Source organism: Serratia sp. TSA_198.1 (genome assembly GCF_052686505.1).
In genome coordinates this window covers 109,214-131,390 of the sequence record NZ_JBQZFP010000001.1, presented here as the reverse complement: position 1 = coordinate 131,390, position 22,177 = coordinate 109,214, and the positions used below count along the sequence as shown (strand labels likewise).

Sequence of the window (22,177 nt, the reverse complement as noted above, 5' to 3'; positions counted from 1 at the left end):
GGGTTCTCTCTTGTTAACACTAAAGCGACAGGCGCAGGGCCAGAGCGGCCAACGCGACAAACAACACCGGAAGCGTCATCACTATCCCCACCCGGAAGTAATATCCCCAGGTGATGACGATATTTTTCTGCGACAGCACATGCAGCCACAGCAGCGTAGCCAGGCTGCCGATCGGGGTAATTTTCGGCCCCAGATCGCTGCCTATTACGTTGGCGTAAATCATCGCCTGCTTGATCACGCCGTCCGCGTTGCTGCCGTCGATCGACAGCGCGCCCACCAGCACCGTCGGCATGTTATTCATGATCGAAGACAAGAACGCCGTCAGAAAGCCGGTCCCCAACGTGGCCACCCACAGCCCCCGCTCGGCCAGGCTATTCAGCATACCGGACAACAGATCGGTTAATCCCGCGTTGCGCAAACCGTAGACCACCAGGTACATGCCCAACGAGAACACTACGATCTGCCAGGGCGCACCACGCAACACTTTACCGGTGTCAATCGCATGCCCCCTTTTCGCCACTGCCAGCAGGATCAACGCCCCCACGGCGGCGACCAGGCTGACCGGTACGCCAAGCGGCTCCAGGCCAAAGAAACCCACCAGCAGCATGGCCAACACGCCCCAACCGGCTTTAAAGGTCGGTAAATCGCGGATCGCCTCGCGCGGCGGCCGCAGCAGCGCCAGGTCATAGCTCACCGGAATATCCTTGCGAAAATACAGGTGCAGCATCGCCAACGTTGCGACAATGGCGGCAATGTCCACCGGCACCATCACGGCGGCATACTGAGTAAAACCCAGCTTGAAAAAATCTGCCGAGACGATGTTCACCAGATTAGAGACCACCAGCGGCAGGCTGGCTGTGTCGGCAATAAATCCCGCCGCCATCACGAACGCCAGCGTGGCGCCCGAGCTGAACCCCAGCGCCAGCAGCATCGCAATCACAATCGGCGTAAGGATCAGTGCCGCGCCGTCGTTGGCGAACAGCGCCGCCACGCTAGCCCCCAGCAACACAATATAGGTGAACAACCACCGCCCTTTGCCCTTGCCCCAGCGCGCAACGTGCAGCGCCGCCCACTCAAAGAAGCCGGACTCATCCAGCAACAGGCTGATGACGATCACCGCGATAAAGGTCGCCGTGGCGTTCCAGACAATGTGCCAAACCAGGGGAATATCGCCAAGGTGCACCACGCCGGTCAGCAGTGCCAGCACCGCCCCAAGCGAAGCGCTCCAGCCAATGCCCAACCCTTTTGGCTGCCAGATCACCAAAATGAGCGTCAGAATAAAAATTGCCCCAGCCAGTAGCATCATCTCTCCCTGGCGCATCACGCCACAAATACATATGAATTTTCGAATATATAAAAACAAATTTTTTAACGTTACCGGCAGAGCGCCCGGCCACCCGATGCAGCTTGCTGTGCCAGTTCGGCGAACCCTTGCTGCTGACTGAGCCAGGCTTGCTCGATAATCGCCGCAGCCCAGGCCGGCATATGCGGTGACAACCGGTAAAAGATCCACTTACCTTCACGGCGATCGAGCAACAGGCCGCTTTCACGCAGCATAGCGAGATGACGGGAAATTTTGGGCTGCGACTCGTCTAACGCACCGGACAGCTCGCATACGCACAGTTCCCCTGCCTGGCGCAACAATAACACCAGGTTCAACCGGGTGTCGTCCGACAGATTTTTAAACAGTTTCAGCGGTGTCAGTGATGGCATAGATTTCTCTCCGAATGATAGCCGCCATCATAATTCGCAGCCGGGCGATGTCAACAACACATATGGATAATCAAATATAATAGCCCTTTTACAAAGCATCCGCGAACGTCAAGGCCCTACTGACGCACTATACTGAGTACATCGCCGCAGTTCTGGAGATGTGTGATGTCGCTACCCTTCAAATGTTCGGAAAGGCTTACCCTTGGCACGGAGATAGAACTGCAACTGGTGGACAATGACAGCTACGATCTGTCTCACAAGGCCGACCGGGTGGTGGTGGACGTCGACGACAAAAAACGCGTCAAGCACGAGCTGACCAAATCGATGGTGGAGTTAAACAGTTCGGTGCATACCGATATCGGCGAACTGTTGGCAGAGCTGAACGAGCTGACCGGGAAGATACGCGCAAGCGCACAGCGCATTGATTGCGACGTCTGCGGTGGAGGCCGCCATCTGAGCAACGACTGGCGTCAACAGGTCATTACCGACTCCGAACGCTACACATTGCTGGCCAGCCGCTTTGGCTACCTCTCCAAGCTGGCCTGCGTGTTCGGCCAACATATCCATATCGGCGTCAACGACGGTGACGAGGCTATGTATCTGTGCCATGCCATGACGCCCTATTTGCCGCATCTGATTGCCTTGAGCGCCTCTTCGCCGCTCTACCAGGGCGTCGATACCCTGTTTGCCAGTTCCCGTTTCAGCGCGCAAAACTCTTTCCCCAACTACGGCTGCCTTGAGCAAATCTATAATTGGGACGAATTCACTGTCTATTATGAAAGACTTACCAGTGCCGGGGTGATTGAAGGTATCAAGGACATTTATTGGGACGTGCGTCCAAAACCGGAGTTAGGTACGGTGGAAGTCAGGGTCTGCGATACGCCGTTGCATATTCACCATGCGGCCACATTAGCCGGTTACTGCCGGCTGCTGGCCAGATACCTGTTGGATAACAGGCAAAGGGTTGTTGCGGAATATGTCGCCTTTACCAACTACAACAAGATCAATGCCTGCCGCCACGGCTTTGGCGCCGACTATGTGGATCCCGCCACGCTGCGCCGCTGCAGCCTGACATCGCATATGCTGGCCACACTCGCCGTCCTGCGGCCTGGCGTGCAAAACAGCGAAGAAAACGCGCTGCTCGATGGTGTTGAGCATTACGTCAAGATCGCGCTGAACGATGCGGACCGCATACGCCGCCTGCGGCATAACGGCCTGCAGCAAAAGGAAGTGATCAAACAACTCTGCCACGAACTGTTGCAGCCGCCGCATTAAAACGGCTCGCCACCACACAGGTTTCAGCTATCGATTCCATACGCCAAAGCGACTGTTCATTACGTGCTATTCCCCTACAATCAGCCTTAACAAAACACCATTTATTCTCACCGGGGGCACGATGTACAATTTCTCACGCTATCAGGCAAAAGAACTGGCGCTGGCTTATATGAGCGGCAAAAAACACGATCTGTCACCGCAAGAATTTCTGCAGCAGTTGAAAAGCAGCGAAAGATCTTTTGAATACTTGCTGAAGCACGGCGCCGAGCAACCGCGCGAAATGTTGGTAAAAAGCTTTTAAACCCCACCTCAGCCTTCGCCGGTGGCATGCCAAACAGGCGTGCGTATTCCCGGCTGAATGACAATGCGCTTTCATGTCTGACGTTGGACGTCCCAATAAGGCCGTTCCCCACCCAAGTGCGCCAGCAGGAAATCGACAAAGGCCATGACTTTCGCCGGCACGTGTTTGCGTTCCGGGTACACGGCATAAATCGCGTGTTCCGGCAGCTTGTGATCCGGCAACAGTTCGATCAGCCGCCCCTGCGCAAGATCGTCTCCGACGATAAAGGTCGGCATCTGACAAACACCCAGGCCGGCGAGCAACGCTTCACGTAGCGCCTCACTGTTATTTACCTGGTAATTCCCCCTCGGCTGAAAACGTACCGCCCCTTCAGGCCCCTGAAACTGCCATTCGCTGCCAGCACGGTAGTAGCTGTAAAACAGGCAGTTATGCTGCGCCAACTGCACCAGATCCTTTGGCGTGCCGCAGCGCGTCAGATAAGCCGGCGCAGCGCACAATACGCTGTAGCAAGGCGCGATACGCCGGGCAATCAGGCTCGAATCGGCAAGCCGGCCAATGCGGATCGCCAGGTCATAGCCCCCCTCCACCAGATCGACCAGCTTATCGTCCATCATCATATTGATTTCCACCTCCGGGCAGGCGGCCAAAAAAACCGGAATCAACGGCGCAACGTGCAAACGGCCGAACACCATCGGCACGCTGAGCCGCAAAATGCCCTGCGGCTGCCCCTGCAATCGCGTGATGGCGTCTTCCCCTTCCTGCGCCACCGTGCAGGCGTTCCGCGCATAACCAAAATACTGCTCGCCCGCTTCGGTCAGGCTCAGGCTGCGGGTGGTGCGATGCAGCAACTGCACGCCCAGCGAGCCTTCCAGTTGGGTAATGCGTTTACTTACCGCAGACTTGGTAATGCCCAGCCGCTGGCCGGCCGCTGAAAAACTGCCGCATTCCACTACCGCTACAAACAACGGGATAGCCGCAAAATTATCGGTCATTTATCGTCAACTTTTACTCAACAATGAGTTTCCATTGTAGTGGATTATGACGATAACAAAAACAATGTACGCTGTTCGCCACTGTAAAAATGGAACCTGACATGATGATACGCGGACGTTTCTCCGATCCTTTGCTGGCGTTAACCGCCGGTGCTTTGCTGGCCCTGATGATCAGCGTCAACAGCGGACTGGCGAGCTATAACAGCCCGCTATTCGCTTCCTGGGTGGCTCATGGCGTTGGCGCGATCGCCGCCTGGTTGTTGCTGCTGTTGTTGCTGCGCCGCCGTACGCCCCTCTCTCCTGCGACGGCGCCCCCCCGCTGGGCCTATTTGGGCGGTATTCCGGGTGCCCTGACCGTGGTAGTGGCCGCCATCACCGTCAATAGCCCGCTGGCGCTTGCCGGTAGCCTGGCGCTCATGCTTACCGGTCAGGTGTTGTTCGGCATGCTTTCCGACAGCCGCGGCTGGTTTGGCGTCATTCAACGCCGCCTGCGCACCAACGACATTATCGCCACGCTGCTGATCCTCGCCGGCTGCGCCCTGCTTATTTTTCTGAGATAACCGCCATGCTAACCTTGGTACTCCTCGCGCTGTTCAATGGCGTCTGCATCAGCATCAGCCGCGCGGTCAATGGCCGTCTGGCGTTAAGTCGCGGCGCTTTCCAGGCCTCGCTCTGCAATCACATCGTCGGTTTTTTGTTCCTCAGTCTGCTGCTGGCGACGGGGGGCGGGTTCAATGGCCTCCCGCTTGGTCATGCCCCGTGGGGAGCCTACCTTGGCGGGGTCATCGGTGCGCTGTTCGTGGCGCTGAACAGTTACGTGCTGCCGCGCCTTGGCACTCTGCGCGCCGCACTGCTGATTATCAGCGGCCAAATGCTGGCGGGCGTCATCATAGATCGCCTGCGCGACAGCGGCGCTCCGGTCGGTGCGCAGATCTTGGGTGTCGGGCTGATCCTGCTCGGCGTCGCTCTGGCGCGGAGGGAAAAACCCCTTATTGCGCTGATCCATAACGTTCTTAAATTGCGCGAATAATTCGCCTTTAGAAGCGAATAAACGCTAAATTCGCATTCAGATACGAATAATTGACATATTCGTATTTAGGTGCGAATTTTAACGGTAAATTATCGCTTCAGAGCAGAGAAAAGCATGCAAACGCAACTCAGCGTAATCACCGGCGATCTGGTCAACTCCCGGCAATTCGACACCGCAAATTACATTACCGGGCTAAACGCCCTGCTCAACCGGCTGCAACAGGCCAAGCTTATACAGCGGTTCGAGATTTTCCGCGGCGATGGCTTCCAGGCGGTGGCCGAATCGCAATCCGGCCTGCTGCTGGCGGCATATATCCGTATCGCACTCAAAGCAATGGACGTCGGCCAGTGGGACGCCCGCATCGCGGTGGGCCTGGGAGATGGCCAGGAGCGAGCGGCAGGTTATGCCAGCGCCTTTGTGAATTCCGGCCACGCGCTGGACAGCCTGGATAAAAATTGCAGGCTGGCTCTGAAAAATGACAATGCCGAGACGAATGCCATTGTCAGCGATCTGTTGCCAATGTTAGATCATGTGATTGGTCGCCTGTCGCAAACCGAGGCGCAGATAGTACAGGCGCGGATGTTTGCCGCCACCAACCTGGAGGTGGCCGAGAAACTGCATAAAGCCGCTTCCACGGTCTCCGCAACGCTAAAACGAGCTGCCTATGAGGAGATCATGCGATTTATTCACGCGATTAACAGGATCACCTGAAGATGGATTTAACCTACGCGCCGTTGCTGACCTGGTTGCTGATTGTACATTTGCTGGCCGATTTCCCGCTGCAACCGCTCAGTTGGGTGGAGGATAAAATTCGCCGTCGCGCGCGTTCGCGTTTCCTGCTGTTGCATGCCTTGCTGCACGGTATATTGGCCGCCTGTGCGGTGGCGAGTTTCGGTCTGCTGCATGGCGGGCTCACCGCCGCCGCCGCGCTGGCTACTTTGCTGGGTATCGCTATCAGCCACTATTTTATCGACCTGCTGAAAGTCACCCTCCTGGCCCGCCTCAGCCGGGCCGGCGGCTTTCTTCTCGATCAATGCCTGCATCTGACGGTGATTGTTCTGCTGTGGCTGTGCCTGGTGCCAGAACCCCGCAACCTGATAGCCACGCTTGGCGCCGCCGCTACCGGCGGGCAGTTTGGGCTGATGTTACTGGCGTATTTAGTGATTTATATGCCGATGGGCGTTCTGATTGGGCAATTGCTGGCGCACTGGACGCCGCAAATGCCGCCCTCGGCCAAAGCCGATAGCGATTCGCTGTTACGCGCAGGCAAGCAGATTGGCTACCTGGAAAGAACGCTGATACTGACGTTTGTGCTGATCGGCCAAATTCCGGCGATCGGCTTTTTGCTGGCCGCAAAGTCTATTTTTCGCTTTGGCGACCTGCGACAGAGCGATGACAAAATGCGTACCGAGTATGTGCTGCTCGGCACGCTGTTTTCCTTTACGCTGACCATCTTGCTCGGTCTGCTGGTAAAAAAATTATTATAACCGCCAGGCATTGCGCCCGGCGGTCAGGGTAATTACAGCCACTCACCGAAGCGGCGAATATAAAAACGCTTCATCATCTGCGCTACTACGCAGTAGCTGACCAGCGTGCCGGCCAGCCACGGGAAATATTCCCACGGCAAGGGCTGTAAACCGACCCAGGCACCCAGCGGCGAGAACGGCAGATAAATGCCCAACGCCATTACCAGCGCCGTGGTCAGCAGAACCGGCAATGCGGCGGTACTTTGGATGAACGGGATCTTCTGGGTACGCAGCATATGCACCACCAGCGTTTGCGATAACAACCCTTCAATAAACCAGCCGGACTGGAACAATGCCTGATGCTCGACGCTGTTGGCGGCGAAGACGAACCACATCAGCGCATAGGTGGTGATATCAAAAATGGATGAGGTTGGCCCAATCCACAGCATAAAGCGACCGATGTTCTTCGCATCCCACTTGCGCGGCTTGCGCAGGAACTCTTTGTCCATCTTGTCCCACGGCAGCGACAACTGGGAAATATCGTACATCAGGTTCTGAATCAACAGGTGGATCGCCAGCATCGGCAAAAACGGGATAAACGCACTGGCCACCAGCACCGAAAATACGTTGCCGAAGTTGGAGCTGGCGGTCATGTTCAGGTATTTGATGATATTGCCGAAGGTTTCACGGCCTTTGATGACCCCTTCTTCCAGCACCATCAGGTTTTTTTCCAGCAGAATGATATCCGCCGACTCCTTGGCGATGTCGGTGCCGGTATCCACCGAGATACCGACGTCCGCATCGCGCAGCGCCGGAGCATCGTTAATACCGTCGCCGAGGAACCCGACGGTATGGCCATTCGCCTGCAACATCTTCAACACCCGCGATTTCTGTAGCGGTGTCAGTTTGCTAAAGACCGTGCGTTGCTCCACCTCACGCGCCAGCGTTTCATCGTCCATCTGTTCAATTTGCGGGCCGGAGAGCGGCTCGCCCGGCTCCAGCCCCACATCGCGGCAAATCTTGCAGGTGATCACCGGGTTATCGCCGGTCAATACCTTCACCGCCACGCCGTTTTCCTGTAGTGCGGCTATCGCTTCCTGCGCGCTCTCCTTTGGCGGATCGAGGAAGGTCAGGACGCCCTGGATCACCATATCGCGCTCATCGGCCATGCTCAGCGGCAAGGGATCTTTCTGCTCACCCAACTCCCGCGTCGCCAGCACCAGCACGCGGAATCCATCCTCATTATACTGGGCGGCAAGCGCCTGCAGCGCCGCACGCCGCGCCTCATCCAGCACCAACGTCTGCTGCCCCTCGCGCACGTGGGTGGCGATGTCCAGCATCTCCTCCACCGCCCCTTTGCAGATCAGCCGCTGTTGGCCATTTTCATCCGCCACCACGATCGACAGACGGCGGCGCACAAAATCGAACGGCAGCTCATCTACCTTGCTAAACCGCCCCAGCGCCTCGATGCCCGGCTTGCCGCGCCCGAAGCGGATCACCGCCTGATCCATCAGATTTTTCATGCCGCTTTGGTGGGCGCTGTTCAACCACGCCAGGTGCAACACCTCATTATCTTTGGCGCCGCCGACGTCCAGATGATGCTCGAGGATAATGCGATCCTGAGTCAGGGTGCCGGTTTTATCCGTACAGAGCACGTCCATAGCACCGAAGTTCTGGATGGCATTCAGGCGCTTGACCACCACTTTGCGCCGCGACATGGCAATCGCGCCCTTCGCCAGGTTGGAACTGACGATCATCGGCAGCATCTCCGGCGTCAATCCCACCGCCACCGCCAAAGCAAACAGCGCCGCTTCGCTCCAGTCGCCCTTGGTAAAGCCGTTGATCAGCAACACAATCGGCACCATAACCAGCATAAAGCGGATCAACAGCCAACTGACGCTGTTCACCCCACGATCGAAGGCCGTTTGCGAACGGGAGCCGACGATCGACTTGGCCAGTGAGCCAAAATAGGTGCGCCCGCCGGTCGCCACCACTACCGCCGTGGCGGTGCCGCTGGCGACGTTGGTGCCCATCAGGCAGATGTTCGGCAGTTCCAACAGCGCATGCTCGCTGGAGACTTCCTCCTCGCTCGATTTTTGGCTGACGTTGCCCATCGCATCGTATTTCTCGATCGGGATTGCCTCCCCGGTCAGGATCGCCTGGCTGATGAACAGATCGCGTGAAGCAAGCAGGCGCACGTCCGCCGGCACCATGTCCCCGGCGGAAAGCTGGATGATATCTCCCGGCACCAGTTCGCGAATTGCCACTTCCAGCGTCAAAGGCTGTGCGCTGTAGCTGCTGCGACGTAATACCGTTGCGGTAGTGCGCACCATCGATTTCAGCGTTTCCGCTGCCTTGTTGGTCCGGTATTCCTGCCAGAAACGCAGCAGCCCGCTGAGTGAAACCATCACCAGTATGATGATCACACCAATGAGATCGGTTTCTTCACCGCGCCGGAGAGGCAACCAGTAATCGGTAAAGAAACTGATCGCAGCCAGCACCATAAGAACAAAGATAAATGGATTATTAAATGCGCCAATCAGCTGCACCAGCGCGTGCGGCGCTTTCTCATGGGCAACCTGATTAACGCCAAATTGCTCCAGGCGTTCATCGGCGTCGTCCTGGGTCAGGCCATTACGGTTGCATTTTAAATTTGCCAGCGTCTGATCGACGCTGTTTTTCGCTTCTTGCGCGATGGCGTAAGGCGCCTCTTTTTTATCGCGACGGCGTAGGTTGTCATTAATATAGGTCATAACGCTATTCTCTTATCTTATTCTGCGCACAGGGTTACCCCGCCTGATTAACAGGTGAATAAGCGCAGAGTGGAATTTTATTTAATCAGTGTCATTGCCGGGTTTTATAACCACAGGCAATCACGTCGAACAATCAATATTATGGGATCATCGTCCATGACGCCTCCTTACCACCAAATGAAGTGAATATTAATGAAGAATTAAACAGGTAATTCAGAAGCCACTCGCCAGCGTACGGCGCTCACGCTTTTTTCCAGGCTGACGCGGCAGACAATACCCTCGATTTCTTTTTGCGCTGCGGGATTGGCCGTTATCTCGGCACAAACCTCAAGCTGGCCGGGAATGGATATATCGGCGCTGCGCAAAGATTGCAATCTTAGTGCCACGCCGTTCAACGCCTGCAATATCAGCGTGCGTACCAGTATTTCATCTTGTTCGCCGCAGGTAACCTGAATGCGATAACACAGTTCCAGGTCGGTCGCCTGCTGCTGAGGTTGCAGATTGATGCGCTGCGCCGCTTCGCGCAGCAGAATATTCGCGCACAGGATCACCAGCGTCGCCAGTACTGCATTCCAGTACTGCCCCAGGCCACACAACACGCCAATCGCCGCCGAGCACCACAGCGTGGCGGCGGTATTCAGGCCACGGATGTTCAGCCCTTCGCGCATGATCACCCCGGCACCCAGAAAGCCGATGCCGGAAACAATCTGCGCGGCAACCCGCCCGGCGCTGGAAGGATCGGTGGACATGGAGCTGAGGATAAACACCGCCGCACCGGTGGCCACCAGCGCATTGGTGCGCAGGCCGGCCATACGCTGACGCCACTGCCGCTCGGCGCCAATAACCGCGCCCAGGCTCATCGCCAGTAATAAATTTAAAACAAAAGGAGTCATAGCCATGACTGTCCCCTTAATAAACTGCAGGAGATAAAATCATGTGCTTTTTAGCACACGCGAACTTGCGCCAATAATATATTAGCGAACGAACGCGTCAGTGCCTGGAGGGAAAAGGCTGTGGCTGCAAATTGCCATAATAACGTCCAAATCAATTCGCCTGATGCCATTGGGCCTCAGGTACAACAATGAGATTCGGGTTTGCACAGCTCGGAATAAAAAGAGAGGGGTGCTGCCCGCCGTTTTCGGCAAGCAACAAATCAAAAAGAGGATTGGTCAGCTTGCCTTATTTATATCGCTACAACTAAAACTGTCCAATTGTGTTTCCTCACTGAAATTTTGGCTGAGTATAGTGACGCAGGGTAATGATGTAAAGGCGAATTTATTAAACGGAAATTAAACTGCATAACGCCATTTATTTGACGTGCAACGCAATCTGCCGCATTGGCTTTTGGTGATGCGCTTATTATCTATAGACTAGCGTCTCAACAGGACATTAATCCCCGAAGGACAGCCAATCCGATGAACATGCTTCGCCTTTCCATCAGTTTCGCCCTGTTTACCGCCTTCCCCGCCGACGCCCTGTTACTGCAACAGGGAGCGGCCCGTTTTGATATCGACCCGGCCACGCTGCAAATCACAACAGGCAAAACCATCGTCAATCAGGCTCAGGCCGCGCAAGCCGTGGCCGAACTGCAAAGCACACCAACGCAGGCCCGTTGGCAATGGCCGGACAGCGCCATGCAGGTGTCCGCCAGGCTTGAGAACGGCGATCTGCGTCTTGGCTTCAACACCCGCCGGGCGCAGACGTTGAATTGGTTCACCCTGCCGCAGCAGGCCGACACCCTGTTGTTGTCAATAGGTGAAGGCAGCCGTATCCCGCTGGATAATGCCGTCTGGCAGCAGTATCTGGTTAAGGAAATGACGCCGCTAGATACCAACTGGGATCTTAAGTTGCCATTGTGGAGCCTGGAGCAGCAGGGCAAGGTGTATAGCTGGCTGCTGCTTACGCCGTTCAGCAATCAGGTCAACTTTGCCAGCGCAAAGGGCGTATTCAGCATGCGCAGTAGCCACCAGTTCAACCGTTTTAATCAGCAACAGACTTTCGACGTGTTGCTGCATGTGGGTGAAACGCCATTATCCGGCGCACGTCGTTATCGCCAGTATTTGCAGCAAAGCGGCCAGTTCAGCAGTCTTCGCGATAAAATCCGCTCGGCCCCGGAGGGCGAAAAACTGATTGGCGCCACGCATATCTATTTGTGGGGCGACAAACTGCTGGCACCCGCTGACGTGAAAAACTGGCCGGGCTTGTTGTCCTGGCTTACCTCCCCTCCTGGCGAAGGGCTGCGGCAAAAAATGGAGGCCGAAAACCAGAAAGCTCTGCGCCAACTGGCGGGAAAAACGCCGGAGGGTTGGCAACAACTGACACTGATCGACGCTCTGAACCAGGCGCTGGTCGCGCTGACGCCGCTCAACGCTACGCCGGATGACCCAGACTTCCTGGAAGCGCAACATCGGCAGGCCGCCAGCATGCGTGAATTGGCGCAGCGGCAGCTTGGCGCCTATCTGGCACCGGCAGATAGCTGGGGCCAGGGGCTGGCGAAACCACTGATCGAGGCGCTGCATCAGGCCGGGTTGCCGCGCCTGTGGTTGGGCACCGATAATTGGACCGCCGAGTTTCTGCATCCGCAGGCGGTGGAGAGCGCCAAGACATTGGGCTATCTCATCGCCAGTTACGACTCTTACGACACGGCGATTCCCCGAGGAGTCAACGACAGCTGGCTGACGGCCCAGTTGCCGGCAGCGCTGCGTGAAGACTGCGCCATCGTACGCGGCAACGGCACTAAAAAACCCGGTTTCGGCAAGCAAGGCTACTACCTGAATCCCGGTTGCGTACTGCCCTATTCCCAACAGCGCATGCGCAGCCTGATACAACTGGCCGGGCTGAACAGCCTGTTCCTTGACGTTGACGGCACGGGAATGGTGTCTGATGACTATCAGCCCAATCACCCTACCGGCGCTGCGCAAATGGCGCAGGCGCGCAACGCGCGGCTGGCCTGGTTCAGCGACACGCTAAAACTGCCGCTTGGTTCTGAGGATGGCAATGCGGTGACCGCCCGCCACATCATGTTTGCCCACGGCATGGAAACCTGGGGCTTCGGCTGGGGTGATAAGCAAATGAATCAGGATAAATCCTCGCCCTACTATCTGGGTGCCTGGTGGCCAAACGCGCAACCGGCCTTTTTCTTCAGCCCGGCCAAGGTAAAAGAACCCTACCGAACGGTGGAGTTTGATCCGCGCTATCGCCTGCCGCTTTATCAGGCGGTATTTCACGATGCGATTATCAGCAGCCACCACTGGAATTACGACAACCTGAAGTTCAGCGATGTCAAAACCCTTCGCAGTCTGCTCAGCCAGTTGTACAACACCGCGCCGATGTTCCATCTCAGCCGAGCCACCCTGCAGGCACGCCTGCCGGAGATCAAACGGAGCGATGCGGCGTTCCGCCCGCTGCATCAGGCGTTGTGGGATAAGGCGCTGACGGACTTCCGCTGGCTGGATACGGCGGGTTGGGTACAGCAAACCACCTTCAGCGACGGCTCAACGTTGATCGCCAACTTTGGCAACCAGCCGTTCGAGGGCATCGCCGCCCATAGCCTGCGTGCCAAGCTGGCGGACGGTCGCACCCTGAACATCACGCAATAGCAACTCCGGCCGGGGTGAACTACGCTAGGCTCAGTCCCCCGATCGGCAACGATGGAGTTTACTGATGCCTACCCTTACCCAAAAGCTGCTCGAAGAAATCTGGCAAAACCTGAGCCACAACCCTCCTCCTGTGGGCCAATTGGCGCTCAGCGGCGAAGGCGAACTGGCCAGTGCATTCCCGGTGACCGAACTCGCTACGGCCTGTTGGGGCGCCGCCGGCCTGGCCTGCGCCGGGCTGTTGCAACAAAGCAAAGGCGGTATGCAGCAGGCATTGGTCGATCGCCGGCTGGCTTCGCTGTGGTTCGGTTGGACCTTACGGCCGCTGGGGTGGCAACTGCCTGCCGCCTGGGATGCGCTGGCGGGCGATTATGCCACTCGCGACGGCTGGATCCGTCTGCATACCAATGCGCCGCATCACCGCAAAGCGGTAGAGCGGGTGCTGGGGCCGCATCAGGATAAAGGCACGCTGGCGCAACGGGTGCTGGAGTGGCAAAAAAGCGAATTGGAACAGGCGGTGATAGAGGCCGGTGGCTGCGCGGCGGAAATGCGTTCGGTCGAGGCGTGGCGGCAGCATATTCAGGGCAAAAGCGTCGCACAAGAGCCGTTAATCCATCAAACGCGGCAACCTGAAGCCCCACCCCCTGCCTGGACGTTGCCGGCCGCCAGACCGCTGCACGGCGTGCGGGTGTTGGACCTGACGCGGATTATCGCCGGGCCGATCGCCACCCGCTTTCTGGCCGGGTTGGGTGCAGACGTATTGCGTATCGATCCCTACGGTTGGGATGAACCGGGCGTCGAGCATGAAGTGCTCCTCGGCAAACGCTGCGCGCGCCTGAATCTGAATAACGCCCACGATCGCCACACCTTTGAGCACCTACTGCAAAACGCCGATGTCATCGTTCATGGCTACCGCGCCGGCGCGCTGGAAAAATTGGGCTATGGCGCGGAACAACGGCGTACGTTGTCACCGGGGTTGATCGACGTCTGTCTGAACGCTTACGGCTGGAGCGGCCCATGGCGTGGGCGGCGCGGTTTCGATAGCCTGGTGCAAATGAGTTGCGGGTTGGCGGCATCAGGTATGACGTGGAAAAACGCCGCCATGCCGGTACCATTGCCGGTACAGGCACTGGATCACGCTACCGGTTACCTGATGGCGACGGCGGTGCTGCATGGCATGCGCGAACGGCTGGCGCGTGGCACCGGTTACAGTGCACGGCTGTCCCTGGCCCGCACCGCACAGATGCTGTTCGATAATCCTTATCCGCTGGAGCACCTGTCAAAGCCGCTGGCGCCGGTCACCGAGGCCGATGAAAACCCGGAAACCGAGTTGACCCATTGGGGTGCTGCGCTGCGCCTTTGTGCCCCGTTGCATCTGAACGGGACTGCGCTGCAATGGGCCCTGCCCGCTACCGCTCTGGGCACTTCCCAGCCGGAGTGGCTGCGTCGCTGATTCAGGCCAGTTGGCGTTGTAACCAGTGTAATAACTCTTCGACCGCCGGCGTCAATCCTGCGGTCTGTGGCCAAACCAGGTAAAAATCGCCATTATCCAGATGCCTGGCCTCGGCCAGCGCCACCAGCCGCCCCTCCGCCAGGGCATCACTGACCAGCAGCCTTTTCACCAGCGCAATGCCGAATCCCTGCTCGGCCGCACGGATCAGCAAACCGGCGTCATTGAACAACGCCATTTGCTGACCGCACTCCCCCCGTTGGTGCGCCGCGAACCACCTGCGCCACGGCGTAACATCATGCTCCAGCAGCGGCGTGCGCGGTGAACCCTTGTCGAATGCCGCCTGCCACTGTCGCGCCAACTCAGGGGTGGCCACCGGTACCACCTCTCCGGAAGCGATACGCTGTGCCTGCAAGTTCGGCCATTGGCCCTCGCCAATACGGATAGCCGCATCAAACCCCTTACGCGACAGATCCTGCACCGCCAGAGAAGCGTCGATATCCAGCGCAATGCCGGCGCAGGCCTCGCGGAAAGCGGGCAGTCGCGGCATTAACCAATAGTGTGCGAAGGAAGGCAGTACGCTGATGTGCAGCCTGTAGCTTTGCGCAATACGCCTGACGCGGCCAATCCCCTGTTGCAGCGCCTGTAGCGCCGGTTCCGCCACCGCCAACAGTTCGCGGCCGGCGGCGTTCAAACGCAACCCGCGCCCGTGTCGTTCAAACAAGGGGCAGCCGATCGCCTGTTCGAGCTGCTGGATCTGTTGACTAACCGCGCCGTGGGTCAGATGTACCTGCTGCGCGGTGGCGCGCAAATTCTCCAGTTTGGCGGCAATCACAAAAGTCGGCAGGGTATGCAAGGGAACACGCTCATTAAGCATTGGTTAGTCCAGCTATCCAAAAGGGTCATTTTTCATCGATTTTCGCACTAAAGCAAATGGTCTAAGGTGTCACCCTTATCCTCTTCTCTCCGGAGCCACAGATGCACCCTCGCTTACAGCAGGATCTTGACCAATTTCCACAAATACTCGACCGGACCCGCCAGTTGGCAGAGGGGTTTCTTGCCGGGTTGAAACAGCGTCCGGTTTACCCTCCTCTTGAGGCCCAACAGCTGCAGTTGGGCGACGACCAACTGGCGGACAGTGGCAACGGCGCTTTGGCGACGCTGGAGGATTTCTGGTTACGCTATGCCGAGGGCCTCTCAGGCAGCGCCGGGCCGCGTTATTTTGGCTTTGTCACCGGCGGCGCAACTCCGGCCGCGCTGGCGGCGGATTGGCTGGTTAGTGCCATAGACCAAAACAGCCTACTGAGCCACGACACCGTGGCCGCAGCGATTGAGCTGGCCACTATTGAACAATTGAAGTCGTTGCTGGGTTTACCGAAAGCATTTAGCGGCAGCTTTGTCAGCGGGGCGACCATGGCCAACTTTGTCGGCATCGCTATTGGCCGCCAGTGGCTGGGGCAACAACGAGGAATTGATGTCGCCGAACAGGGATTGGCGGCATTAGGGCCAATACAGGTGCTGTCGGCGAATGCCCATTCCAGCAGCGTGAAGGCACTCAGCATGCTCGGGATCGGCCGCGATGCGCTGAAAATCGTCGATTGTCTGCCGGATTCCGAAGCCATGGACACCGCAGCGCTGGAACGGCACCTGGCCGCCAGTAATGGCGCACCTGTCATCGTGCTGGCCAGCGCCGGCACGGTCAACACCGTGATCTTCGACGATTTGCCGCGCCTGCTGGCACTGCGCGAGCGCTACCCGTTCTGGTTGCACGTTGATGCCGCGTTTGGCGGTGTCGCCGCCTGTTCACCGCACTACTCCCCGCTGTTGACCGGCTGGGAGCAAGCGGATTCAATCACCGTTGACGCACATAAATGGTTGAATGTGCCCTATGACAGCGCCATTCAATTCACCCGTCATTTGGAACTGCAGATGCAGGTTTTCCAAAACCATTCGGTCTATATGGAAGCGCCGACGTTGCGCCCGGACGACTACCTGCACCTGACGCCGGAAAACTCACGGCGTTTCCGCGCCCTGCCGTTATGGATGGCGCTTAAGGCCTATGGCCGCAGCGGCATGCAAGACATGGTTGAGCGTAATATCCAGTTGGCGCGCCTGTTGGGCGCAGGGTTGGATGCCAGCGAGGGTTTTCATCTGCTGGCGCCGGTCAATTTGAACGTGGTGTGTTTCGCTCTCAGTAACGTTGAAGGGGATGCCGCGGCCGCACGGGATCGCTTTATCGCCCGGCTCGATCGACATGGCATAGTGCGCTGCACCCCCACGCATTATAACGGGCAACCCGGGATCCGCGCCGCATTGGTCAATTGGATGACGGAAGAAGAAGATATCCGCCTGGCGCTGGAATCATTGCGGCACTGCCTGCCTGAAGCGCTTTAATCACAGAGTTTAAGGGCGCCCCTTGCGGCGTCCTGCTTTTATTGTTATTGCTACCAACAGACGGCAAGCAGCAGGCCTGGCGCATTGTCCCCTAATCGCCCCTCTTCGGCACCATACTAGCCACAATGGACAAAACAGTTCAGAGAAACCAATTAATCACTCTCTGACATTTCTCACATTTTGTGGAATAGCACATATAGCTACATCAACTCGTTGTTATAACGCCTGTTTCCTTAACAAAGAACCGGTTCCATGTTAACTCAATGTGACTACCGGATATCACAACTGATAAAAAAAGAAAAAATTCTTATTATCAAATATGAAAATAAGATAAATAACCAATTGATATATATTAATAAAATTACAAAAGCAAAGGTTTGACAGTACTCGATGTGTTGAAAAATCAGACTAAAAAATGTTAAAAAAACAACACATGAATTTTTTTTAAGAATTTTCCTAGCAATTTAAAATTTCATTTCGTGACATGATGCGCAGATTCAATCATAACGATGCCCACAGGCACGCAGCTCAAGCATAAGTTAGCGTTCTAGACTGGCTATTTGTCGGTTAGCAGATTATTCTGACTTAAGCTAAACTTATAGGTTCATGCAATTAATTAGTTTAGAAAGAAAATATCGTTGAGTGCCGTCGTGTTTATTGATAGAACACTGGCTATACGTGAAATTTTGTTCCATTTTTTGCCTTTAGGCTTCAGGCTTTTTCTTTTTGTTACCGCGGTAAAACGGATTTAAGTGGGGGTGCGATATGCCAACGATCATTATGGATTCATGCAGCTATACCAGATTGGGTTTAACAGACTACCTGACAACACATGGAGTAAAAAAACGCCAAATTAATGCCATCAACGATATCGACGATCTGCATGAAAAATGTAGCAAGTTGAAACCCAGCCTGGTGTTTATTAACGAAGATTGCTTTATACACGAAGCCGACGCGACAGAACGCATAAAGCGGGTGATCTCACTGCACCCGGACACCTTATTCTTCATCTTTATGGCTATCACCAACGTACATTTTGACGATTATTTATATGTTCGTAAAAATGTCATCATCTCGTCAAAATCCATCAAGCCAGAGACTATGAATCAGCTACTTAGTCACTATCTTGAGAAAAAAGCCACTCGTACGGAAAAGACCTCATTTGACCAAACGCCCGTTACGCTGAGTCAAACAGAATCAAACATGTTGCGCATGTGGATGTCGGGTCAGGGAACCATCCAGATATCCGACCAGATGCAAATTAAAGCCAAGACCGTCTCTTCCCACAAGGGAAATATCAAAAGAAAAATTAAAACGCACAACAAGCAAATTATTTATCATGTTGTCCGTTTAACCGACACCTTAACCAGTGGGATATTTGTCAATAGCCGCTAGGTAAAGAGATTTACCGTGTATTCTGCTCAGCCTTGGTTTTAAATGTCTTACAACCAGTCATCCTGGATATAAAACATTTAAATAACCTCATACCTGCTCGCGACGACATTTTCGGCCGCGGCGGGTATTCCCGCAGCAAAAATAGCCCCTGCCCTCCGAAATAGTAACCTTGCGAAAAACTTGCTGATTAAATTAATTCGTTGGAGAGAGATTGGCTCTTTGCCGAGCGCCTACCGGGTTCCGCCCTGTCTCAGCTCGACGAAAGTGCCGTCCCGGCTGTCAATCTCGTTGAAAAACCAGACGCCGGCAGGATAGTCATCCAACGCGACCAGGTACATTATCCCTTCATTGAATTCTTCTACCGCCAGTATCACCCCTTCACGCCTCAGTTCACCGTCAGTTTTAACCGTTACCAGATCGTTAACTTTCATACTGTGCCCCATCATTTATCATTGATGTCAGTGTATTACAGAATAAGGTGCGAAAAACACTGTGCCGTGCCGGTAAACCCGCAGCTCGCCCGTTTTAGTGCTTTTCTAAAGCGTAGCAGGCCGCCGCACCAACCTGTTTTTTCACTTTCTTAACGTTTTGACCGCAGAATCTTAAGACCGTAAAGGATAGGCTGTTCACAGGTGCTTCCCCCCAGAGAGGTGCCTGCAAATGAAGAAGTAACAAGGAACTTTTGCCCGCAGACTTGCGGGCTTTTTTTTGCCTTCGGCAAATTGCAGGCACAAAAAAACCCGCCTTGGCGGGTTTTTGTTAATCAGCAGAAGCCGATTAGATAGCGGTAACGTTAGCCGCTGACGGACCTTTAGCACCGTTCTCGATAGAGAACTGTACGTTCTGGCCTTCAGCCAGGGTCTTGAAGCCTTGATCCTGGATAGCAGAGAAGTGTACGAACACATCTTTGCTGCCGTCTGCTGGAGTGATGAAACCAAAACCTTTAGACTCGTTGAACCACTTCACTTGACCTTTGATCATGTTAGACATGTCTAATTCCTTCAATATTAAATGTAAGCCACCATGGGCATATGATATAGCCGGTCATCAGTTACTTATGGAGGCACTAGAAAGGAAATTCGTCAGAGAAGAGCTATCTAGGATAACGCTTTAAATTTGAACTACTTTACTCAAAATGTCGTGCATAAATAGGTCTGTACCACAGGCCGAGAAGCATTAACTCATGACAGGACTTTAATAGCAACTCTTTTTATCAGCCCCTCTGTAGAAACGGGGTTAAACGCACAGAATTTAACCCAATTTGTTTAATTTATCAGCGTTATCTGCCGTATTTGCCCGATAATGACGGCCAGGCACAGCCAAAAATTTTTTTTAATTTCACCCAAGCCAAGTAGCCACCTTGTTGAGATTGAACACAATTTCGCCTTTCAGGCTGTCAACGAATCTGGTCCGATGCCTGATAAAGAGAAATTGTTTATGGCGCAGCCTCAAAAGAAGACTCCCGCCTCCATAAATGATAGTCATTCTCGTTGAGCTGTTTTATAGTTGCGCCGCGTAATGATGAAGGGAGATCGACCATGCTTAGAAAGCGTACGCTGGCAGCATCCTGCTGCACTGCCCTGTTGATGCTGAGCGCCTACTCAGCCCAGGCGCTCGATTTATCTTATACCGCGCCGGAGCCGAGCCTCACTCCTGCGCCCGTGCCGCAAAGCGCGCTTGGCCCGGCAGCTAAAACGGCCAAGCCACCGGTATTCTGGTCTGAGTCCGAAGACAAAACCGGTTTTCGCGTTGAAATGGAATGCGATCATCCCGGTTGCAGCCGTCCGCTGACCAAACCCTATTCGGCACTTAACGGCCCGGTGAAAAAAACCGATCGTCTCCGCCAGTCCGATCCTTACTCCACCAATCAGGATCCCGATTACAGCCTGAATATGGGCTATCAGTGGTAGCTGAGCTTTAAGAGTTATCCCTATATCTGCCGCTGCGGGGAGTTCATACAATGGCGCCGTGTTCACCACTCCTCCTGGTGCTGGGCATGACAAGCTGTGTTGTAAATTTTATGCGCCTTCCTATAGGCGCTTTTTTTATGTCTAAATATCAACACCCTGCTGTGTTACAGAATGGTCTCATTGCGCGATAACGTGATAACTGTCACAAATAGCGGCTCCTTAGCCACTCTTTATCGGAGGTTAGTCTCATGGCGACAGAATATATGTCTTTACTGGCGGTTTTGGCCGGCATTGCAGGATATGCGCTGTACAAACACTTTAAATCACAGAAGAAAAGCACGCTGATTCGTCCGCACGATCGTTGACAGAACAGAGGGGAGCATAACCCCCGTGTTATGCTCCAGGCCACACAACCGTTCACTGTCATGCTTCCATCACAAAATTGTCACAATTCAGCCATATGATGGTCCACGATTATCCGCACTGGCTTACACCAAGGATTTCGTTATGACCACCATTAAAGCAACAAACCACCAGGAAGCAGAAAAGCTGATCCGTTATGGAACAGCCAAGAAAATCGAACTGGCTTATGACATCGACAGCGACGACTTTTTCCAGCTCGCCAGTCTGTGGTGTGATAAAGGCGCCAAGATCTCCAAAGGGAAAGAGCACTTCATCGTCTCACTCAAAGGTTTCCGCATTCCGCCAAACGACTGATACCATGCCGCCCCCGCGGCGGCTCCCCTCTTCTGCCCCCCTAAAAACCGCCCTATGATCCACATTCTCCCATCGGCATTTCTGTAAGATAAAATATGAATTACAGCAGGTGCTTATCTACACTGTTCACTGTGCCTGAACGCCAATCGGAGGAGAATGACCATGTCAGTAAACCCGCCACTGCCCAACACCATGAAAGCGATCGAAATCAGCCAGCCGGGCGAACCGGAGGTGCTGGTTGTCGCCGAGCGGCCATTGCCGACGCTGCAACAAGGTGAGATTTTGGTGAAGGTCGCCGCCGCCGGGGTTAACCGGCCCGACGTTATGCAACGCCGTGGCCAATACGCGCCGCCAGCCGGTGCGTCGGATATTCCCGGCCTCGAAATAGCCGGTGAAGTGGTTGCCATCGGCGTTGGGGTGAAAAATTACGCCATCGGCGATCGCGTGTGCGCCCTGATTGCCGGCGGCGGCTACGCCGAATACTGCAAAGTGCATGAGAGTAATGCGCTGCCGGTGCCTCAGGGCATGAGCCTGACGGAGGCGGCAGCCATCCCTGAGACCTTCTTTACCGTCTGGGTCAACGTGTTCCAGCGCGGGCATCTAAAAGCCGGTGAAACCGTGTTGATCCACGGTGGTACGTCAGGCATTGGTACCGTCGCCACCCTGCTGGCGAAAGCGTTCTGCGCCCGCGTGATCACCACCGTCGGCTCCGAGGAAAAACGTCAGGCCAGCCTGGCGCTGGGCGCCGACGTAGCGATTAACTACCGTAACGAAGACTTCGTCGAGCAGACCAAACACGCGACCAACGGCAAGGGCGCAGACGTGATTGTCGATCTGATCGCCGGGGATTACGTGGCGAAGAACTACCAGGCGGCGGCGATGGATGGGCGCATTGTGCAAATCGGCACCCAGAACGGCGTGGTCAAAGAATTGAACCTGATGCCGCTGCTGCTCAAACGTCTGACTCACACCGGCTCTACCCTGCGCGCGCGCAGCGTGGAAGATAAAGCGCAAATTGCCGCCGATTTGCAGCAGAAGGTGTGGCCGCTGCTGGAGCGCGGCGCGTTAAAACCGCAGATATTCAAAACGTTCCCGCTGGAACAAGCGGCCGCAGCGCATGCATTGATGGAGTCCAGCATGCATATCGGCAAGATTATGCTGACCCTCTAAAGAGAGACACCCCGC

General features: G+C 55.4%; 22 protein-coding genes. 14 read left to right on the top strand and 8 right to left on the bottom strand.

What is annotated here, in order from left to right; translation table 11 throughout:
- Positions 1–19: 19 nt before the first annotated feature.
- Both ACUTSW_RS00605 and ACUTSW_RS00600 read right to left on the bottom strand, forming a co-directional pair.
- Entirely contained in the window at positions 20–1,303 is a 1,284-nt protein-coding gene (locus ACUTSW_RS00605) for an arsenic transporter (protein WP_445584431.1), read from the bottom strand.
- A 71-nt stretch (positions 1,304–1,374) separates the two neighbouring features.
- Entirely contained in the window at positions 1,375–1,713 is a 339-nt protein-coding gene (locus tag ACUTSW_RS00600) for a metalloregulator ArsR/SmtB family transcription factor (RefSeq protein WP_445583425.1), read from the bottom strand.
- 165 nt (positions 1,714–1,878) lie between these two features.
- Between ACUTSW_RS00600 and ACUTSW_RS00595 the strand changes: the two genes are divergently transcribed.
- Together ACUTSW_RS00595 and ACUTSW_RS00590 are read left to right on the top strand one after the other, a co-directional pair.
- The gene (locus ACUTSW_RS00595) at positions 1,879–2,988 is read left to right on the top strand and encodes a YbdK family carboxylate-amine ligase (protein WP_445583424.1); all 1,110 of its coding nucleotides are present in this window, start codon (positions 1,879–1,881) and stop codon (positions 2,986–2,988) included.
- Positions 2,989–3,109: 121 nt separating this feature from the next.
- Positions 3,110–3,289: a hypothetical protein gene (locus tag ACUTSW_RS00590; protein ID WP_006319248.1), complete on the top strand. Its 180-nt coding sequence runs from the start codon at positions 3,110–3,112 to the stop codon at positions 3,287–3,289.
- Between the two features lie 71 nt (positions 3,290–3,360).
- On the opposite strand, the gene ACUTSW_RS00585 is transcribed toward ACUTSW_RS00590, so the two are convergent.
- Positions 3,361–4,281: a LysR family transcriptional regulator gene (locus tag ACUTSW_RS00585; RefSeq protein ID WP_445583423.1), complete on the bottom strand. Its 921-nt coding sequence runs from the start codon at positions 4,279–4,281 to the stop codon at positions 3,361–3,363.
- A gap of 101 nt (positions 4,282–4,382) precedes the next feature.
- Between ACUTSW_RS00585 and ACUTSW_RS00580 the strand changes: the two genes are divergently transcribed.
- The 4 genes from ACUTSW_RS00580 to ACUTSW_RS00565 all read left to right on the top strand — a co-directional run bounded on the left by ACUTSW_RS00580 (position 4,383) and on the right by ACUTSW_RS00565 (position 6,798).
- On the top strand, positions 4,383–4,841 hold the full coding sequence (locus tag ACUTSW_RS00580; protein ID WP_006326192.1) for a DMT family transporter: 459 nt from the start codon (positions 4,383–4,385) through the stop codon (positions 4,839–4,841).
- Positions 4,842–4,846: 5 nt separating this feature from the next.
- Positions 4,847–5,311 (top strand): DMT family transporter, encoded by a 465-nt coding sequence (locus tag ACUTSW_RS00575; RefSeq protein WP_004946241.1) that lies wholly within the window; start codon positions 4,847–4,849, stop codon positions 5,309–5,311.
- 114 nt (positions 5,312–5,425) lie between these two features.
- Entirely contained in the window at positions 5,426–6,022 is a 597-nt protein-coding gene (locus tag ACUTSW_RS00570) for a hypothetical protein (RefSeq protein ID WP_445583422.1), read from the top strand.
- 2 nt (positions 6,023–6,024) lie between these two features.
- On the top strand, positions 6,025–6,798 hold the full coding sequence (locus ACUTSW_RS00565; protein ID WP_445583421.1) for a DUF3307 domain-containing protein: 774 nt from the start codon (positions 6,025–6,027) through the stop codon (positions 6,796–6,798).
- Between the two features lie 32 nt (positions 6,799–6,830).
- On the opposite strand, the gene mgtA is transcribed toward ACUTSW_RS00565, so the two are convergent.
- Positions 6,831–9,530 carry a magnesium-translocating P-type ATPase gene (mgtA, locus tag ACUTSW_RS00560; protein WP_445583420.1) on the bottom strand — a complete coding sequence of 900 codons (2,700 nt, stop codon included), beginning with the start codon at positions 9,528–9,530 and terminating at the stop codon, positions 6,831–6,833.
- 200 nt (positions 9,531–9,730) lie between these two features.
- Positions 9,731–10,429 (bottom strand): MgtC family protein, encoded by a 699-nt coding sequence (locus ACUTSW_RS00555; RefSeq protein WP_004946253.1) that lies wholly within the window; start codon positions 10,427–10,429, stop codon positions 9,731–9,733.
- A 516-nt stretch (positions 10,430–10,945) separates the two neighbouring features.
- Here ACUTSW_RS00555 and ACUTSW_RS00550 point away from each other — a divergent pair.
- Together ACUTSW_RS00550 and ACUTSW_RS00545 are read left to right on the top strand one after the other, a co-directional pair.
- Entirely contained in the window at positions 10,946–13,129 is a 2,184-nt protein-coding gene (locus tag ACUTSW_RS00550) for a glycoside hydrolase (RefSeq protein WP_445583419.1), read from the top strand.
- 64 nt (positions 13,130–13,193) lie between these two features.
- A complete protein-coding gene (locus ACUTSW_RS00545) occupies positions 13,194–14,579 on the top strand; it encodes a CoA transferase (RefSeq protein ID WP_445583418.1) in 1,386 nt (461 codons plus the stop codon).
- Position 14,580: 1 nt separating this feature from the next.
- Here ACUTSW_RS00545 and ACUTSW_RS00540 read toward each other — a convergent pair whose 3' ends face one another.
- Positions 14,581–15,453, bottom strand: a complete 873-nt coding sequence (locus ACUTSW_RS00540) for a LysR substrate-binding domain-containing protein (RefSeq protein WP_445583417.1) — start codon at positions 15,451–15,453, stop codon at positions 14,581–14,583.
- 101 nt (positions 15,454–15,554) lie between these two features.
- On the opposite strand from ACUTSW_RS00540, the gene ACUTSW_RS00535 reads away from it, so the two are divergent.
- Together ACUTSW_RS00535 and rcsA are read left to right on the top strand one after the other, a co-directional pair.
- Positions 15,555–16,970: a pyridoxal phosphate-dependent decarboxylase family protein gene (locus tag ACUTSW_RS00535; protein ID WP_445583416.1), complete on the top strand. Its 1,416-nt coding sequence runs from the start codon at positions 15,555–15,557 to the stop codon at positions 16,968–16,970.
- 765 nt (positions 16,971–17,735) lie between these two features.
- Positions 17,736–18,365 carry a transcriptional regulator RcsA gene (gene rcsA / locus ACUTSW_RS00530; RefSeq protein ID WP_004946270.1) on the top strand — a complete coding sequence of 210 codons (630 nt, stop codon included), beginning with the start codon at positions 17,736–17,738 and terminating at the stop codon, positions 18,363–18,365.
- Positions 18,366–18,595: 230 nt separating this feature from the next.
- Here the strand turns inward: rcsA and dsrB are convergent, their stop codons facing one another.
- Both dsrB and cspE read right to left on the bottom strand, forming a co-directional pair.
- The gene (gene dsrB / locus ACUTSW_RS00525) at positions 18,596–18,796 is read right to left on the bottom strand and encodes a protein DsrB (RefSeq protein ID WP_004946272.1); all 201 of its coding nucleotides are present in this window, start codon (positions 18,794–18,796) and stop codon (positions 18,596–18,598) included.
- Positions 18,797–19,142: 346 nt separating this feature from the next.
- On the bottom strand, positions 19,143–19,355 hold the full coding sequence (gene cspE, locus ACUTSW_RS00520) for a transcription antiterminator/RNA stability regulator CspE (protein ID WP_004946278.1): 213 nt from the start codon (positions 19,353–19,355) through the stop codon (positions 19,143–19,145).
- 548 nt (positions 19,356–19,903) lie between these two features.
- Between cspE and ACUTSW_RS00515 the strand changes: the two genes are divergently transcribed.
- From ACUTSW_RS00515 to ACUTSW_RS00500, 4 genes are all read left to right on the top strand, one after another.
- Positions 19,904–20,275, top strand: coding sequence for a hypothetical protein (locus ACUTSW_RS00515; RefSeq protein WP_445583415.1), 372 nt, complete (start codon positions 19,904–19,906; stop codon positions 20,273–20,275).
- Between the two features lie 248 nt (positions 20,276–20,523).
- Positions 20,524–20,640 (top strand): FeoB-associated Cys-rich membrane protein, encoded by a 117-nt coding sequence (locus tag ACUTSW_RS00510; RefSeq protein WP_006326216.1) that lies wholly within the window; start codon positions 20,524–20,526, stop codon positions 20,638–20,640.
- A 142-nt stretch (positions 20,641–20,782) separates the two neighbouring features.
- Positions 20,783–20,992, top strand: a complete 210-nt coding sequence (locus ACUTSW_RS00505; RefSeq protein ID WP_006319262.1) for a hypothetical protein — start codon at positions 20,783–20,785, stop codon at positions 20,990–20,992.
- Positions 20,993–21,154: 162 nt separating this feature from the next.
- Positions 21,155–22,162, top strand: coding sequence for an NAD(P)H-quinone oxidoreductase (locus tag ACUTSW_RS00500; RefSeq protein WP_434460582.1), 1,008 nt, complete (start codon positions 21,155–21,157; stop codon positions 22,160–22,162).
- The last annotated feature ends 15 nt before the right edge of the window (positions 22,163–22,177 follow it).

Coding starts and splice junctions, on each gene's coding strand:
- ACUTSW_RS00605 (WP_445584431.1), bottom strand. CDS start 1,303: ATGCTACTGGCTGGGGCAATTTTTATTCTGACGCTCATTTTGGTGATC.
- ACUTSW_RS00565 (WP_445583421.1), top strand. CDS start 6,025: ATGGATTTAACCTACGCGCCGTTGCTGACCTGGTTGCTGATTGTACAT.
- ACUTSW_RS00535 (WP_445583416.1), top strand. CDS start 15,555: ATGCACCCTCGCTTACAGCAGGATCTTGACCAATTTCCACAAATACTC.
- cspE (WP_004946278.1), bottom strand. CDS start 19,355: ATGTCTAACATGATCAAAGGTCAAGTGAAGTGGTTCAACGAGTCTAAA.
- ACUTSW_RS00515 (WP_445583415.1), top strand. CDS start 19,904: ATGCTTAGAAAGCGTACGCTGGCAGCATCCTGCTGCACTGCCCTGTTG.
- ACUTSW_RS00570 (WP_445583422.1), top strand. CDS start 5,426: ATGCAAACGCAACTCAGCGTAATCACCGGCGATCTGGTCAACTCCCGG.
- ACUTSW_RS00545 (WP_445583418.1), top strand. CDS start 13,194: ATGCCTACCCTTACCCAAAAGCTGCTCGAAGAAATCTGGCAAAACCTG.
- ACUTSW_RS00600 (WP_445583425.1), bottom strand. CDS start 1,713: ATGCCATCACTGACACCGCTGAAACTGTTTAAAAATCTGTCGGACGAC.
- ACUTSW_RS00500 (WP_434460582.1), top strand. CDS start 21,155: ATGTCAGTAAACCCGCCACTGCCCAACACCATGAAAGCGATCGAAATC.
- ACUTSW_RS00540 (WP_445583417.1), bottom strand. CDS start 15,453: ATGCTTAATGAGCGTGTTCCCTTGCATACCCTGCCGACTTTTGTGATT.
- mgtA (WP_445583420.1), bottom strand. CDS start 9,530: ATGACCTATATTAATGACAACCTACGCCGTCGCGATAAAAAAGAGGCG.
- rcsA (WP_004946270.1), top strand. CDS start 17,736: ATGCCAACGATCATTATGGATTCATGCAGCTATACCAGATTGGGTTTA.
- ACUTSW_RS00585 (WP_445583423.1), bottom strand. CDS start 4,281: ATGACCGATAATTTTGCGGCTATCCCGTTGTTTGTAGCGGTAGTGGAA.
- ACUTSW_RS00555 (WP_004946253.1), bottom strand. CDS start 10,429: ATGGCTATGACTCCTTTTGTTTTAAATTTATTACTGGCGATGAGCCTG.
- ACUTSW_RS00505 (WP_006319262.1), top strand. CDS start 20,783: ATGACCACCATTAAAGCAACAAACCACCAGGAAGCAGAAAAGCTGATC.
- ACUTSW_RS00580 (WP_006326192.1), top strand. CDS start 4,383: ATGATGATACGCGGACGTTTCTCCGATCCTTTGCTGGCGTTAACCGCC.
- ACUTSW_RS00575 (WP_004946241.1), top strand. CDS start 4,847: ATGCTAACCTTGGTACTCCTCGCGCTGTTCAATGGCGTCTGCATCAGC.
- dsrB (WP_004946272.1), bottom strand. CDS start 18,796: ATGAAAGTTAACGATCTGGTAACGGTTAAAACTGACGGTGAACTGAGG.
- ACUTSW_RS00510 (WP_006326216.1), top strand. CDS start 20,524: ATGGCGACAGAATATATGTCTTTACTGGCGGTTTTGGCCGGCATTGCA.
- ACUTSW_RS00595 (WP_445583424.1), top strand. CDS start 1,879: ATGTCGCTACCCTTCAAATGTTCGGAAAGGCTTACCCTTGGCACGGAG.
- ACUTSW_RS00590 (WP_006319248.1), top strand. CDS start 3,110: ATGTACAATTTCTCACGCTATCAGGCAAAAGAACTGGCGCTGGCTTAT.
- ACUTSW_RS00550 (WP_445583419.1), top strand. CDS start 10,946: ATGAACATGCTTCGCCTTTCCATCAGTTTCGCCCTGTTTACCGCCTTC.